This window comes from Thermogutta sp. (genome assembly GCF_014359955.1).
GTDB lineage: Bacteria > Planctomycetota > Planctomycetia > Pirellulales > Thermoguttaceae > Thermogutta.
This window is the reverse complement of sequence record NZ_JACIYL010000029.1, coordinates 1-13546: the sequence shown is the minus strand read 5'-3', so window position 1 is coordinate 13546 and position 13546 is coordinate 1. Positions and strand designations below refer to the sequence as shown.

At 58.7% G+C, this 13546-nt stretch carries 10 protein-coding genes and 1 pseudogene; 2 read left to right on the top strand and 9 right to left on the bottom strand.

Going from position 1 to position 13546, the window contains the following annotated elements:
* The 3 genes from H5U08_RS01920 to H5U08_RS01910 all read right to left on the bottom strand — a co-directional run.
* Positions 1-1341 (bottom strand): Hsp70 family protein (locus H5U08_RS01920; protein WP_297029567.1); only part of this gene is annotated, 1341 nt, incomplete at its 3' end.
* Between the two features lie 245 nt (positions 1342-1586).
* The gene (locus tag H5U08_RS01915) at positions 1587-2543 is read right to left on the bottom strand and encodes a hypothetical protein (RefSeq protein WP_297029565.1); all 957 of its coding nucleotides are present in this window, start codon (positions 2541-2543) and stop codon (positions 1587-1589) included.
* A 125-nt stretch (positions 2544-2668) separates the two neighbouring features.
* Positions 2669-2980 carry a hypothetical protein gene (locus H5U08_RS01910; RefSeq protein ID WP_297029563.1) on the bottom strand — a complete coding sequence of 104 codons (312 nt, stop codon included), beginning with the start codon at positions 2978-2980 and terminating at the stop codon, positions 2669-2671.
* A gap of 531 nt (positions 2981-3511) precedes the next feature.
* Here H5U08_RS01910 and H5U08_RS01905 point away from each other — a divergent pair.
* Positions 3512-4852, top strand: a complete 1341-nt coding sequence (locus H5U08_RS01905; protein WP_297029562.1) for an excinuclease ABC subunit UvrC — start codon at positions 3512-3514, stop codon at positions 4850-4852.
* Positions 4853-4872: 20 nt separating this feature from the next.
* Here H5U08_RS01905 and H5U08_RS01900 read toward each other — a convergent pair whose 3' ends face one another.
* Positions 4873-5808 carry an alpha/beta hydrolase family protein gene (locus H5U08_RS01900; protein ID WP_297029560.1) on the bottom strand — a complete coding sequence of 312 codons (936 nt, stop codon included), beginning with the start codon at positions 5806-5808 and terminating at the stop codon, positions 4873-4875.
* A gap of 76 nt (positions 5809-5884) precedes the next feature.
* Positions 5885-7276 carry a YdjY domain-containing protein gene (locus H5U08_RS01895; protein WP_297029559.1) on the bottom strand — a complete coding sequence of 464 codons (1392 nt, stop codon included), beginning with the start codon at positions 7274-7276 and terminating at the stop codon, positions 5885-5887.
* Positions 7277-7514: 238 nt separating this feature from the next.
* Between H5U08_RS01895 and H5U08_RS01890 the strand changes: the two genes are divergently transcribed.
* On the top strand, positions 7515-8468 hold the full coding sequence (locus H5U08_RS01890; protein WP_297029558.1) for a hypothetical protein: 954 nt from the start codon (positions 7515-7517) through the stop codon (positions 8466-8468).
* A 69-nt stretch (positions 8469-8537) separates the two neighbouring features.
* Here H5U08_RS01890 and H5U08_RS01885 read toward each other — a convergent pair whose 3' ends face one another.
* From H5U08_RS01885 to H5U08_RS01870, 4 genes and pseudogenes are all read right to left on the bottom strand, one after another.
* Complete coding sequence (locus H5U08_RS01885; protein ID WP_297029556.1) at positions 8538-11054, bottom strand: hypothetical protein; 2517 nt, start codon at positions 11052-11054, stop codon at positions 8538-8540.
* Between the two features lie 101 nt (positions 11055-11155).
* Complete coding sequence (locus tag H5U08_RS01880) at positions 11156-12007, bottom strand: hypothetical protein (RefSeq protein WP_297029555.1); 852 nt, start codon at positions 12005-12007, stop codon at positions 11156-11158.
* A 277-nt stretch (positions 12008-12284) separates the two neighbouring features.
* Positions 12285-12509, bottom strand: coding sequence for a translation initiation factor IF-1 (gene infA / locus H5U08_RS01875; RefSeq protein WP_095414600.1), 225 nt, complete (start codon positions 12507-12509; stop codon positions 12285-12287).
* Between the two features lie 555 nt (positions 12510-13064).
* A pseudogene (locus tag H5U08_RS01870) lies at positions 13065-13546 on the bottom strand (bifunctional 5,10-methylene-tetrahydrofolate dehydrogenase/5,10-methylene-tetrahydrofolate cyclohydrolase); the annotation flags it as partial.

Sequence of the window (13546 nt, the reverse complement as noted above, 5' to 3'; positions counted from 1 at the left end):
ATCCGGGGCGTCTCCTTCCAGAACCTGCACCGTGATCCGTTCCTGGTTGTCCTTGGTGGTTTTGAAGATTCGCCGGACTTCGATGGGAATCCGGCTGTTCCGCGGAATCATCACGTGGTTGATCGTTTTGCCCGTCTTCGGATCGAGAGCCACGATCCCCAATCCGTGCGAGTTGACGTTTTCCTGTTGCACCATTTGCAATCGTCGCCGGATTCTCTCCGCAAGTTCGCTCTGCTCCCCGCGGTATTTCGCTTCGAGAATTGCCGCGTGGATCGCCGCCCCCTCGGCCACCGCCGTGTGCGGCGAGATGCCGCGATATGGTTCACGATTGAGGATCCGCCGAATCATCGCGGGCACCTGCGGCATCAACGTGGAGCCGCCCACCAGCACAATTGCTTCCAGTTCCTCAGGCCGCACATGCGCCTCTTCCAGCACAAGGAGCGTCGTGTCGGCTGTTCTTTGCAGGAGGTCAGCCGTCAGTTGATCGAACAACTCGCGGGTGATGGGCACGTCGATGGCACGACCTTCGTACCGGCAATGGATGACCGTCTCGGTCTTCTCCGACAGCTCAATTTTGGCCAGGTCGCAGTCGTTCCGCAGGATCTGAATCATCTGGGGTGATTCCCGCGGATCGATGCCGTGCCGCTGCTTGAACGCGTCCGCCACATAGTCGAGAAGGCGGTCATTCCAGTCCACGCCACCGAGCTGGACGTCGCCGTCGGTCGCCAAGACCCGGAATTGGGTGGGGGTGTATTCCACGACGGTCACGTCGAACGTCCCGCCGCCCAGGTCGTACACGAGGACCTTCCGGGGTTTATCGACCCGGACTTCCGGGTTCCCGAGAATTCCCTCTTTATAGGCATAGGTCAGCGTGGCGGCGGTGGGCTCATTCATAATGTCGATCACGTTGAGCCCGGCAATCCGCCCCGCATCCTGGGTGGCCTTCCGCCGCGCATCGTTGAAGTAATACGGTACGGTGATGACCGCGTTGCCAATCTTGCCGATCTGCTTTTCTGCGTCCTGACGCAGCTTTTTGAGAATCAGAGCCGAAATGAATTCCGGAGAGATTTCCCGTCCGTCGAAGGTACGGCGATAGTCGGGCATGCCCATGTATCGTTTGATCCGCTCGATCACATTCTGCGGATCTTCCATAGCCGCCCGCATTCTGTTGGGGCCCACGATAACGTGGCCGCTCTCCGCCAGCAGGATCACGCTGGCCGTCTCGATTTCTCCGTCATCGTTGGGAATGACGCGGGGGCGTCCTTCGTCGTCCAGAATAGCGATCGCGGAGAACGTTGTTCCCAAGTCAATGCCGACTGTATGCCCAGGTTCGAAATGCATCGCTGGCCTTTCCCACCTACACAATTGAAGAGACACCTGTTATATGACAATGCACCTTCGGCCTTCCATGCCCCCAAGCCCAAGGTACCGTCCTCCGAATGCCGGGCACCTCCTGCCGTGCCGTTCCGCCAATTCTAGCCATGAGCGCGGCTTGCTTATCATTGTGATTCAACCAGGGGCGTCTGTCGATATCCCGGCGACCTACATGCCCCACACCGACCGCCCCGCCACCGATGTGCCCTCCGTCATTGAAGGAGTTTGTCCACCTCTTTCAGCAGGTCCTCTGCCGACTTACCTTTTTTCTTTCCGCTGTCCTCGGGCTGAGATGGCTCCGGCTTTGCCGGAGAGGCCGGCTTGGTCTGTTGGGCCGCGGTCTGGGCAGGGGCGGACTTTTCCGGGATGACGGGTTTTTCCGGCTTTTGCTCTGTCGTTTTCGCCTGTTCCACGGGTTTTTCCCCCTTCTGCGCGGCAACTGCCTCTTTCTTCGGCTGTTGAGCAGTTCCCGAGGCAGGCGATGGACCGTTTTTCCTTTCTGATTTGGCCCCAGTTTCTTCCGCGGCGAGTGTTTCTTCCAGTTCTCCCACCCCGCTTATTTTCGCCCCACGCACAATGGCCAGAAAATAGGGCTCGGCAAGGCCCACGTTTTCCGGGGGAGAGCGAAGCTCAAACTGGTAGCGACGGCCGGCCACTACCGTATCGAAGAATACCCGATCGACGATCCCACCAAGGGCGTCTTTCACCCGCGCCCGCCGGGTGTACATGACCCCGACAAGCTGGCCAATTTGCCCCGTTTTGACGGTGGTTTTGACGCCCGCGGAAGCCAGCTCCGAGGCGACGAACTTGGCAAACGCGCCCACATTGCCGGCATCGATGTTTTTGAACTGCTGGCAGTCCTGAGCTGTTACGATCACGGTCGGGTAGGGACTTCCTTCCGCTGCCTGGAATCGAACAATGTACCGACTGGACCGCGGCGACACCACCCAGTCACGCGGTGGACTGATCTCCAGGCGGCCTTCATCCAGGGGTGGAAGGGGATCACCGAGACCCGGGAGCTCGCCGACATCCAGTCGGGCAACGGAGGGCGTTTCATTATCGCCGCCGGAACGTGATTTCCCGCATCCCCCTGATAGGACGAGTGCCCCGATCGCCACGCAGAACACAGCGACTTGCATCAGGCGCAGGTTAAAATAATGCGATCGCATCCTCTCGCCCTCTCGGTACGCTGAACCATGCCGGGACGTTTGCCCGGGCCACTTCGCTGTCACAGCAGCGGACGGAAAGGCTCCAACCCGGACAACACAGCATCCACGTGGTCATCCGCCACCGGTCACGCCTCGTCCACCGGCATCTCTACTTCAACTTCCCGTTTGACGAGCTGAACAAAATGGGGAACTTTCTTGCTTTCGGAGAGCTCCCGTGCCACGCGCTCGGCATCTTCCCGATGAGCGTAATCAAATGTCTGCACTTCGACGAGGGCCTGGCTGAATACTCCCCACAAAGCGATGCGTTTGACGACCTTTTTGACTTTAGGACGACTTTTCCGGGAAGACTTTGCTTTCGATTTTTCCTCCTGGGAAGCCGCCTCTGCCGCCTCCGCCTGCTGACGGAGGGCTTTCCGGTCCAAGATCTTCCGAGCCATTGCGGTCACCTGTTAAAAAAAAACAGATCCGACTTTTGAGGGGCTGCCGCCGGCGGCAGATCCCGGCAATTGACACATATTTTTATGATAATCGTTCACGATTCATTTGACCAGCGACAGCGCCGCTCTTCGGCACTGCCTCTGGGCGCCGTCAATCACCCCCTTTCTTGGGGATTTGCGTATCAAGTTGCAAGATCAGCGTTTTTGAGAGATGCCGGGGCCATAACCGCAACGCCCCGCCTTTCCGGTCATGGCCGCGGCTTGCACGGGACTGGTGCGCAGCCTCCCAGGTCGTCGGGGGCACCCGAGGGTGCTCCGGACTCATCAACCCTTACGTTAAGACCGCGCCGGTGGGTGGGGCTATTGACGGTGACGTTCCCCCACCAAGGTGAGAGCAGGGTGGTTCCCCCTGCACTCGCGGAGCCTGCTCGCAGGATACACATTGGCTGCGGACAGGATGGCCGGGCTCAGCCGTCTCCGCCACTGTCACCCGGTATAATCAAGGACAGGGGCCGATGGAGGTGTTCGACGATGGCGTCCAAGGAAGCGGATCACACACGCTCTCCGGCAGCTTTAAAGGTCAAGAGCTTTCCGCACAAACCCGGCGTCTACCTCATGAAAGATGAGGCCGGTCGGGTCATTTACATCGGGAAGGCCAAAGACCTCCGCAATCGCGCGAGCAGCTACTTTCTCAAGGCCGCCGCCGAGGACCCGCGCACGGCAAAACTGGTGCAGGAAATCCGGGACATCGATTATATCGAGGCGGAAAGCGAAGTGGATGCCGTGCTCATGGAAGCACGGCTCATCAAGGATATTCAACCAAAATACAATCGCGAGCTCAAAGACGACAAAACGTTTCCCTACCTGGAAATTTATATCCGCGAAGATTTCCCGCGGGTCGTGTTCACACGGGAACCGCAGGAGCGCGGCACCAAGCTTTATGGGCCCTTCACGAGCCCCCGTGTGCTGCGCGGGGCGATTCAGGTCCTGCAAAAGATTTTCAAATTCCGTACGTGCCAGCTTGACATACGAGAAGACGATCCGCGGTGGCGGCATTTCCGCCCCTGCCTTCTGGCCGCCATCAACCAGTGCACCGCGCCCTGTAACCTGCGGATTTCCAAGGAGGAATATCGCAAAGACATCCGACGGCTACAGCGATTCCTGGAAGGAGACAAAGAAGGGCTTCTGAGAGACCTGCGGCGAGAGATGAAAGAGGCGGCAGAAGCCCTGCGGTTCGAAGAAGCGGCCCGGTTGCGGGATGAAATCGAGTACCTCGAGAAGCTGGACGAGCGGGGCAAGATCGACGTCCATGTGCAGCCCGAGGTTTTTCATGTGGATCCCAGAAAAGGTCTGGCAGGACTTCAGCGTGTGCTGAAGCTGACCCAGCCCCCGCGAACGATTGAAGGCGTGGATATCGCCCACCTTTCCGGGTCCGAGATGGTGGCCAGCCTGGTCCGCTTCATCGACGGCCTGCCCTTCAAACCCGGTTACAAACGCTATCGGATCCAGACGGTGGAGGGGATCGACGATTACGCGGCCATTCGCGAGGTTGTCCATCGAAGGTTCCGCAGACTGCGCGAGGAGGATGAATCTCCGCCAGACATCTTTCTCATTGATGGTGGCAAAGGCCAGCTCCACGCGGCCCTTTCCGCTCTGGAGCAATGGGACGGTCCCCGCCCGGTGTTCATCTCCCTGGCCAAGCGAGAAGAGGAGGTCTTTGTACCGGGAAGGGACGAACCGCTTCGCCTGAGTCGGCATTCCTTCGCCCTTCGGCTGCTTCAGTATGTGCGAGACGAAGCCCACCGCTTCGCCCAGCACTACCACCATATCCTCCGCCGGAAATCCACACTTGGTGAGGAAAAAAACCCGTGAATGGAATTGAATCTCTGAAATCACCCACGCTTCAAATGTCGCGCAAACCAGGTCTTTGTGCGTTCCCACATTTCTTCTGAGAGAACGTGTCCCACGCCCGGTTGAATAAACACGCTGAAATTGTCCCCCGCCCCTGCCCTCTCATAAAAAGCACGGATGATTTCAACTCCCTCGCGAACTTCCTCAATCGGGCTGCCTTCGTCGAGTTCGCCGAAATTGAGAAGCAGCGGCCGCGGTGCAATCAACCCGGCAATGTGGGGCGTATCTCCGTAACGCAGCCAACCGGGGATGAAGTTGGGAAAACAGTGGAGCAGATGTTTGCGGTGAATGGCCTTGTAGGTGGGCAGGCAGCAGTTTCCCACCAGGCACACCAGCCGCTCCTCCCACGGGCCTATGAGCCATGTGAATGTGGAGCCCATGGAATGGCCGTAGCATCCCAACCGGGAATCATCCACAAAAGGCAACGAGCTTATGAAGTCCACCGCCCGCCGCATGTCGAGAATATTTTTCCAGGCGAGACACTTCCCCTCGACCACGTACTTCAGGAAGATAAATCGTTCATAGTCTCCGCCCTTCAGATATGGTGACTGGCGCTCCTCGAAGCACAGCGCATCGGGACAGAGGACGACGTAACCTTCCTTGACCAGTGCTACCCCCGTGTGGTGCATCGGATTGCCGGCCAGCCCCGCCGGCTCGCTCTTCCCGAGATGCCACTCACCGTTGTGCTGATGCCACACCAGAATGCCCGGTGCGGGATTGTGCTCGTTCACTCCGTCAGGGACCAGGAGGAGCGCGGGAACCCGGTCGTTCGGCTCCACCTGGTAGGTCACACGCGTGATCGTGTAGCCATCTCGCCGCACTGGCTGGCCCCACTCGGGTTCGAGAGAGCAGGGCGAGGGCCATGGCCCACCCAGACATTCCAGCAGCTTGGCCTTCAAGAAATCGGTCTGGTCCATGGACGGGATCTAAAGCTCCTCTTCAGGTACAAAGACAACATTCCACCCAACGGCATTCGCCTGTTCCGGCTTCCGATCACTGCATCGGTGAATTCTTGGAACGGTCATCCGAAGGCTTTTGTTCTGCCGCACCTGAGGTGTCGGCCGATGGATGGGCGGACTCTTTCTCGCCTGCTGATTCGGCAGGAGTCGGCGGCGTTGACATGGCCCCCTCGTCGGAAGACTTCGGCGATGTGTTCGTCCCTTTCGGTTTCAGAATCACGGTGACCGGAGTTCCGAGCGGCGGAATATTCTCGGTAAACGCCTCGAACAGGAGGGCATCGTTACTATCGGTGCTGCGGATGGGCAGGTCGAGCACCGCTGACGGGAAATTCGAGACGCAGATGAGCTCTCCCGTGGTGTCGGCGTAATAATACTGCTTTCCCGTCTCCTCATCGGTGAGAAGCTGGCTGCCTGTGAAGATCCACGGGTAGCTCATCGGCTGTTTTGTGCGGACGTCCCTCACCCACTGTTGGGCCGGTGTAGTGTGGACCTTGCCCTCAGGATCCTTCCAGGCCACGATGACGTCGATTTCTGGGCCTTCTGCCGGGCGGTATTCGGGGTAGAATTGCACGGGTCGCCCGGGTTCCACGCCCAGAGCCAGAAGCCCAGCGTGGACAATGTACGCGCGGGTATCAATGGAGACAACTGATTCGTGTTCCTTGGAATTCTTTAAACATGCGAATAATTCCAGAGGGGCCTGACGCTGACAGACCTGGCCGATCATGACCACCGCACGGCCTTCTGCATCCAACCAGATGGGATACTCGGGGTGCAGCCGCTGCAAGCGTTCCGGATGCTCCACGAGCGGCGGACCGAGGGAGACGGTTTCCTTTTCAAGTTTTTCCTTTGGCTTCGGGGATTCTGTTTCCCGAATATAGAGCGTCCTCGTCGTCGCCTTGATTAGCTCACCTTTCTGGTAGATGGCTGCCGCGACATACCAGATGCCAGGCTTTGTGCAGACATAGCTGAGCACCGGCGAGACGGTTTGTCCGGCTGAAAGCCGCCCCACAGGAAAGGTCCATCGTGCTTCGCTGATCGTGTCCTGAAGCCCGAACTGAACACTCCCTTGAATCTCAATGTGATCGACCGGGACCTCCCCGTGGTTTGTCACCTCCACATGAAAGGTGACTTCGTTCCCGGCCTGCCATTCTGTGGCAGCCTTGAGCTCAATGTCCAGGATATCCATCAAATTCGCTGCAGATGGCGTTGACTCGCCGGCATTCGCTTCCGGAGGGTTGGCCACGGCGGGGCCGGGCGGCTGAGTCTGTTTCCCTTCGTCCCTACGGACAGCAGCCTTTTCCTGGAACTGGGCATCCGCTTGCGAGACAGTGGTCCCTGATTGCTCCCTGCGACATCCGGTTTCAAAGGGAATAACACTCAATAGAATCGCGAGAAAACCTAGCAGCGTCTGCGATCTCATCGCCATCTCTTTTTCCGAAGGAACTATGCATTTCACCTGGGATACCTCGAAAGCACCGGTCAGTTTTTTCCGTCTCCGGGAACTCTCAACACGAAAACTCGACGCCTCGTGTCGCATCACTCCGGGCGGGGCCGGCGGTTGAAGTTACTCTCCCCTCACTACGATAATCGATGAAGTCGAGTGGGAAAAGGCACGAAGAACCCCAACACATGGTACGATTCCTGCTACCGGACACATCGCAAACATGGACCAACCAACGCCTGAGAGATGGAATCAGCCCGAGCAGAAACCCACGCGCAACCACGGAAAGGCCACAGCATGTGCTCGCCTCCGCCTCGGGTCGAAAAGAAATCGGGAAAGCCTCCACGTGGACCTCGCTGTCACTGACCATGAGATGGCGTGCACGGTCGCCCTCGCTGGAGAATCCGTCATTGTCGGAAATTGGAATTCGGCCGTCGAACTTGACGGGGAAATTCCGGGGCCAACCAGTCCGTGGAAAGAAATATGCCAGTTTGCCGACCGGGAAGCCCATCACCGCGAATATGAACGGAAGTTGGCCCCCGGAATCCGCCAGCAAAGACAAATCACCGTCTGCCCTGTGGATGGGTTCGCCCTTTTCGCGGAAACTTTTTTGAGCCCGAAACAACGAAACTGGGTGTACAGCCTCCGGTTTTCGGCATCGGAAACCATTCAACTCCACGCCGCCCGGGAAACGCATGAAATTTCCCTGAGCGGGTCCGGTGTGAAAGGGCTCATTTTGCCCCTTGCGTTTCCCGAATGGAAACAGGGATTCCACCAGGGCAGTATCACGATCATCGACAACGAAATCCGAGTGGCCTATCGGGTAACAGCGCGGCGGTTCTACTTCCCCGTTTTTGTAGCCCTCTGGCGCGTGGACCACATATCCGCTCCTGCAGAGAATGGGGAAAATGCTCTAGACAGCTTCCCCGACTTCACCTGGCGGCACCTCACGGTCAGTGAATGCCTGCGGAAAGTCAGCAGTGACGAGGCCGTCGGATATCGCATCCAGATTGGCGACCGCCAGTGGGTTCTCTATCGCTCGCTGACCCCACCGGCCAATCGGGCGGTGCTTGGGAAGAATCTGATCAGCGAGTCACTTCTCGGCAGGTTCAAACTGGATGGGACCATCTCGCCGCTGGTGGAAGTGGAGCTGGACGACGAAGACGAAACCGAGTGACAGCGACTGCTCGCCGAGTGACGGCCTGCCTTCGTGAGGCCAGAAACCTCTTCTTTCCCGATGTCCCCTTCACCGTTGGGTTGCAAGACCACCGGTGTTTATCGGCTGGTAGAGGAAAGAGTCCCAGTACTTGCGATCCACTTGGTAACAGTCGATGGGGTCATTCGGACCCAAATCTTTGGGAAGAAAGCCAAACCGTTGCATTTCACGGATGTAATGGCGATTGGGCCGGAAGCCGGGCATATCGAACCGCTTTCCTTCCTGCAGGCGGCGCTGGGCATCAACAATGGCCGCCAGGGTCTTCTGATAAACCGGATCACTGGTGTCGGCAAACACCGCCTGGCCGCAGGCTTCCAGACCTCCTGCCGACTTCGCCAGCGGAGCCCGCAAAAGATAGGATTTTTCCGGTCTATCCAGATTGCAAAGGGGCTCCAGGGCGCCGGGGAACCCACCGTTGAACACGGCCATTTTTTTCGGCCCCTCGGGGGTGGCCACCTCTTTCACATGGCAGGCGCCGCACCGCTGCCCCAGGTCGCCCCAGGGAAGATTGACCGGGTAATAACCGCAGCCGAGTGCGGCGTATGTTCCCGGATAGCATGCGCTCGTATCAATCCACAGGCGGAGCGTCTTCAGCTCCAGTGGACTCAATTTGACCCCGTAATGGCTTCCATCCACGAGTTTCATGAGACGGCTGGCAGCGCTCCCGTAGCTGTAAGGCGGTCGATTTCCGCGCGGTTCATTCCGCCCGTCCGAAACGAGGTTGTGTACCCGAATTGTCCAGTAGCTAATGGAGTAACGAGCGGTGTGATCACCCGTGAGGTCGATTTTCCCTTCCCGTCTGTCCGGATTGTGGCAGGCCACGCAGTGCCGATCGAGAATAGGCTGGATGTCTCGTGGGAAATCCAGGACTTTGGGCACATCGGAAATGGGCTGGATCCTGTCTGCAGGGCGTCGCAGGGCCATAAGATCGGTCCGGATAGCGTGCGGGGAGTGCGTCCGCACTTCGTGACAGCCGACACAACTGGTCACTTCTCCCGGTTGGAGCGTGACGAAACTGTGCATCCGCTTCACAGAAATGTCGTTCTCATCCAGCGCGACAAAAAAGAGCGACTGGATCGCAGGCACCTCAAAATGCGCCGAGCCGTCCGGCTCCACCGGAACTTCTCCCACCACTTCCGCCAGCGTAAATGACCCGCCGATGGTCAAAGGCTCCATGCCGCCGGAGAAATTGACCGGCTTGGGCAATTGTTTGAGAACGAGAAGTTTCTTAATCGTGCCGCGGGGAACTCCCGCCATATTACGCCCCTCGTAGATATCTTCCAGAATGAGTGTTCCGGTCGGCTTGGACAGGTCCACACGCGAGGCAAGCACCAGCTCTCGAGGCCGGGGAACAATCGGTCGCGGCTCATGGCACTGAAACTTCGTGCGCTCTCCCGGGGGAAGCTCGTAGATCAACTCACTGTTGCCCTGCCCGTCCATCACGAAAAGCCCGCGCGGATGAGCCACCAAAAAACAATCTTCGCTGATCGGATAAGGATCTTTCCAATCGCGGCCTTTTCCCAAAGTTTTCACCGCGGCCTGGTTGTCCGGACCAAGACTGGGATCCACAATCGCCACGGGCCCCAGGTGCTCCGGCCGTCCGTGTCCCGGCGACCAGGAAACAACAACCTTATTCGTATTGGGAATCGGCTTGGCATCCAGCATGGCCACCCCACCGTACATGTTGCCGAAGAACACCGTCTGGAATGTTCCATCGGGATTCATCGTCCACAAATGATGGAAATGCACCTGGCTGCGATCGACATACTCCCATCGCATGTAGAGAACGCGACCATCCGGAAGCATCCATGGGGTGTTGTCGTGATCATTGTTGCTGGAAAGCGGTCGGATGTTCTTCCCGTCCGCGTCGCACCGGTACAGCACGGCCACTCGGGTGTACCAGCAATTGACGAACCGCCTGCACCGCGAAGAGCAGAAGATGATGCTTCCGTCCGGGCAGTACGTGGGCTCGATGTCATCGTCGGACCCATCGGTCAATTGCCGCAGTCCTGTTCCGTCAACGTTGATCTCGTAAAGATGGAATGGATGGGTACCACCCTTGCGGTAAGAGAAAAGGATTTTCCGGCCGTCATAATGCACCTGGGGATCGCGGATACCACCCCGCGGGTCATCCAGCAAGACTCGGACCGCACCGGTCCGCAGGTTGAGCGCACAAAGCCGTCCTCCCTCTCCGTAGCCCCAGTACACGCCGTCTTCGAATTTAAACCCCAGGGTCCGGGGATAATGGGAATCGTCCGAGTAGTTGCCAAAGGTCACGTACCAGTGATCGCGACCGGGAACCCGCACGGCAAAGACGATCTCTTCCACGTTGGAGAGCGGCCCGGCCAGCATCTTTTGCAGTAACGGCCCCGGTTTCCAGGCACTGGGGGGAGTTGGGGCCTGCTCTGCCTCACCCCAAGTCGCCCAGCATGTGCTGAAAAAAGCGGCTCCAACAAGACTCCAGAGCAGTTCCGGCCGCATCAAAGAACTGATGGATAAACCGCCGCCAGACCGCCGCGACGGACTTCGCCAGGGCTGATAGACCATCCCTCAACTCCCGGAAGCGATAGAACCACAAAGCACGCGTCGGTCCCCAGGTTTCCGACCGACTTTTCGGGCTTTTAGTGTGACCAACCTCTCACGAAGAATCAAGTGGTGGAGCGATCGCTTTCCGCGCTCGTCACGGGGTGGCTCAACACTTTCTGGACAAGTTGCAACAGTTCCACCCAGTTCTGCGGCGTGCCTGTCGGCGGTGGCTCCGACCGCGGCGCCTTGTTTGAGCCCCAGCACGCGAGAAATCCGGACGAATGAATGAACCAGCCGGGCAGATGGGGAGCCAGCGGTCGGAAATCGGGCTCGGTGAACGGGGCAAACCGCGCGATTCCCAGATTGTAGCCCTCCTGGTAGAGCACGCCCACCGGCCGTGATTCCTTTCCCTCCTGATCGGAAATCACCTGGGCCGACAAATGCGGATCGAGGTTCTCCGAGTCCACCCGCAGGGCAAACGGCCACACTCCGATCTTGATGAGCGTCACCTGCTTCGTGCGGCGCTGCCGTTCCAGCCGAGCCAACCCACGAATGATCGGAACCATGCATCGCAGAATGGCCCGGTCCAGCTCCTCACCTTCCACACCCTGTGACTTAAATTCGGCACGCAGAGCCGTGATGAGCGTCGCCAGATTGTAGCGGGGAAACGACCACCCATAGGTGTCCTGAAAATCAATCTCTCTCAACAACGGAGAATTAACGAGATCCGCCACTTCCGGCATCAACAGGCACGCTGCATGGACCAGACCGCCATCTTCCTTCGTTCCCTTGATACCCAGGGGATGGTCGAGAAATCGAGCGGTGGCCAGCTCGGGCGGTCGTTCAGTGATGTGGCTGGGAAGGAATTGCACTCGCTCCACGTCCACGCCTGCAAAGGCCACACACGCGCAGGCGTCCAAATCCACATACGGATGGATCACAACGACTGACTTGACTGCGGAATCTTCAGACATGGAAGTCACGTCGCGCAGATTTCAGCCCAAGCGCTCAGGCCCCCTTAGCGGGAGCCGAACAGGCAAGACACTCCCGACGCCGTCTTATCGTATCGGCCAGGGCCCGGACTTTTCCAGCCCACCGGCGCCAACAGGACGCGGGTCATGAAAAAAGAAAACAAAGCCCCGCGGGAACACCGCGCGCACACGCACCCCTAGTGCCGTTGCCGATCAAATTCACACGCGAACGGTGCCGGGCGAGTTCAAGGTGGGTGGCAGAAAGGCGGGGTGAATAGAACTATCGCTCGCGATAAGTGATCCGCCCCTTGGTGGGATCGTAGGGAGAAAGCTCGACGCGGACTTTGTCTCCGGGAACGATACGGATGAAGTTCTTCCGCATTTTCCCGGCCACATAGGCCAAAACCGTGTGACCGGTCTCGAGCTGTACCCGGAAGTTCGTGTTCGCGAGTGCTTCTGTCACCACACCTTGCACTTCAATACCTTTTTCCTTTTCCTTCGCCATAGTCACCTTCCATCTTTTTCCAGAACCATGAACATCACCCAATTCCTGTCAGAAACAACCTCAATGCGGGAAATAGCCAATCCTTAATCACCGCATGGCATGTTGACACTCTATCCTACCGCTGTTCCCATTCCGGTCCAAGGCTTGGAGAAAGCCTTTCGACGCCGCCCACCCCTGCGGCGAGCCGACCAACCGCTCTTTCGGCCGGTGTTCCGCACCTCCGGGCGCTGGTAGCAAGCACCCCTCCGTGTTCGGTTCAAACGGACGGGTGGCCAGCAGCCCGCTGCCGATTCCACGGCACAAAAGGAGCTCGCAATGCCCGCCGGAATCCGGGCGTCTGTGGAAACCGCGCTGTCGCGCGAGCCATAGCCGACAAGCTCCGCCCCCTGACCCGAAGACTCGTCACTGCTCACTGCCCACTACCTGTTTGCCCTATTGTACGGACAAGCCGGTTCGATTTCCAATTTCGCCAAGCACCCCAGCGAACCGGACATGCCGTCTCGAGGCAGGTTACGCAGCTCCCATACTCCAAAACTGAGTTCACACCCACGCAGCTCAAACGTCCGGGTTGAGCCCCAGACTCAGCCGGGCCGCGCGAAGTGTGTTGCGCATGAGCATCGTAATAGTCATGGGGCCAACTCCCCCTGGAACAGGGGTTATCCTGCCCGCAACTTGGACCGCTGATTCGAAATCCACGTCTCCGACCAGTTTGGCCTTCCCCGTCTCCGTGTATCCGATTCGGTTGACCCCCACATCGATGACGGTGGCTCCCGGACGGATCATGTCCCCCGTGACCGCCTGCGCTTTCCCGGCCGCCACGATGAGGATGTCCGCCCGACGGGTGTGAAACGCGAGGTCTCTCGTCTGCGTGTGGCAGACGGTCACCGTGGCATTGGCCCCCTTGCGTTTCTGCATGAGCATCAGGGCCACCGGCTTGCCGACGATGTTACTCCGCCCGACCACGACAACCTCTGCCCCCTCAACCTGGGTGCCCGATCGGACGAGGAGTTCCTGGATTCCTGCAGGCGTGCATGGAG